Origin of the sequence: Lentibacillus populi, from assembly GCA_014642895.1 — a bacterium.
GTDB lineage: Bacteria > Bacillota > Bacilli > Bacillales > Amphibacillaceae > Lentibacillus_C > Lentibacillus_C populi.
In genome coordinates, this window is sequence record BMJD01000104.1 from 1 (window position 1) to 1605 (window position 1605).

At 40.0% G+C, this 1605-nt stretch carries 1 protein-coding gene; it reads left to right on the forward strand.

Going from position 1 to position 1605, the window contains the following annotated elements; translation table 11 throughout:
• The first annotated feature begins 134 nt into the window (after positions 1–134).
• A complete protein-coding gene (locus IEX12_RS23035) occupies positions 135–1538 on the forward strand; it encodes an IS4 family transposase (RefSeq protein ID WP_286171353.1) in 1404 nt (467 codons plus the stop codon).
• Positions 1539–1605 lie beyond the last annotated feature (67 nt).

Sequence of the window (1605 nt, forward strand, 5' to 3'; positions counted from 1 at the left end):
CTCAAGTTTCGGAGTAAAAAAATCCGTTCAAACCCATATCAAATCAGGGTTTACTATCAAAAACAAATCAAAAAAATACAAAAAACACCCTATTCTTTGGTAAAATATAGGTAACGACACCAACCAAAGAAAGGATGTTTTCCTTGTCTACTATTTTACCAAATTCTAATGAAAATGAAAAATCAAATTCACGTATGCTGCGTTTTTTCACCCAAGCAAAAATTGGAACTTTCCTGCATCAGTCCAATATTCATAAGGAAAAGGGAGTTTCTGCTCGTATTATTGTTCAATTCATTTTTGCACTCGTTCTTCATGGCATGGGCTTTTCCCGGGCACTCGAATCCGAACGAATTCCAAAGCATTTTCAAAAGGATACTGTATACGACCTTTTGAAAAACCCTACGTATAACTGGCGTAAGTTTCTTGCATGTGTTGGATCATACCTCGTTATAAAGTACATTCTCCCATTAACGTCCAAGGACCGGGATCGTGTGCTGATCTTTGATGATTCTCTATTTAGTCGCAATCGGAGTAAGGTCGTTGAATTGCTTGCACGTGTTAAAGATCACACAACCGGGAGATATTTCAAAGGCTTCCGTATGCTTACACTCGGTTGGTCTGATGGAGCTACGTTTATGCCACTTGCTTTTTCGCTTTTAAGCTCCAAAAATGTTGCCTCTCGTTATCGAGAGATGGACTCGAAAATAGACAAGCGAACAGTCGGTTATCATAGACGCCAAGAGGCAACACAAAAGAGCACCGAAACAATGTTCAATCTTTTGGACTCCATTCATCCAAAAAAGCTTGGCGCGAAAACCGTTCTTTTTGATAGCTGGTTTGCTTATCCGGCAATCATATCGAAAATCGTGAAAAACTACCCTCTCCATGTTGTTTGTATGATTAAACGTTCTCCAAAGATTCACTATACATATGAAGGAGAGTCTTACACATTGAACAAACTTTACAAAAAGGTTCGCAAAAAGCGTGGTCGCGCCAAAATTCTTGCAAGCATCGTAGTTGGACTTGGTCACGATGACGAAAATGGCAATGAAATTCAGGCGCGAATTGTTTTCGTACGTGATCGAAACCGTTCCAAAAAGTGGCTTGCACTTTTAACAACCAACCTCGCCCATACGGAAGAAGATGCCATCCGAATTTATGGAAAGCGCTGGGAAATTGAGTGCTTTTTCAAGGTGGTCAAATCTCATTTGCGACTGGCCAAGGAGTTTCAATGTCAAAGCTACGATTCCATGACTGCACATACAACGATTGTCTTTCTGCGTTACATGATGTTGTCATTGAGCGCCCGTGAGGAAGAAGATCCCAAAACTCTTGGACAGCTGTTCTATATGTGCTGTGATGAGCTTGATGATCTTCGCTTTGCCGAAGCATTAATGACCATACTGGAAGTATTAGGATCCATGCTTGCGGAAGAATGTCTTCTAACGGATGAACAAATTAATGAATTTCTGGATCGCTTTTTTAACAAATTACCTGGATTCTTACGTAACCCGTTACTTAATCCAGGTGCAGCATGATATAAAATCACCTCTGTTCTATTTATACCATAGGTTGAGGTTTATTTATCATGTCCGATACTTGAGT

Bases quoted from the DNA above. Each gene is read 5' to 3' on its own strand.
- IEX12_RS23035 (WP_286171353.1), top strand. From the start codon at position 135: ATGTTTTCCTTGTCTACTATTTTACCAAATTCTAATGAAAATGAAAAA.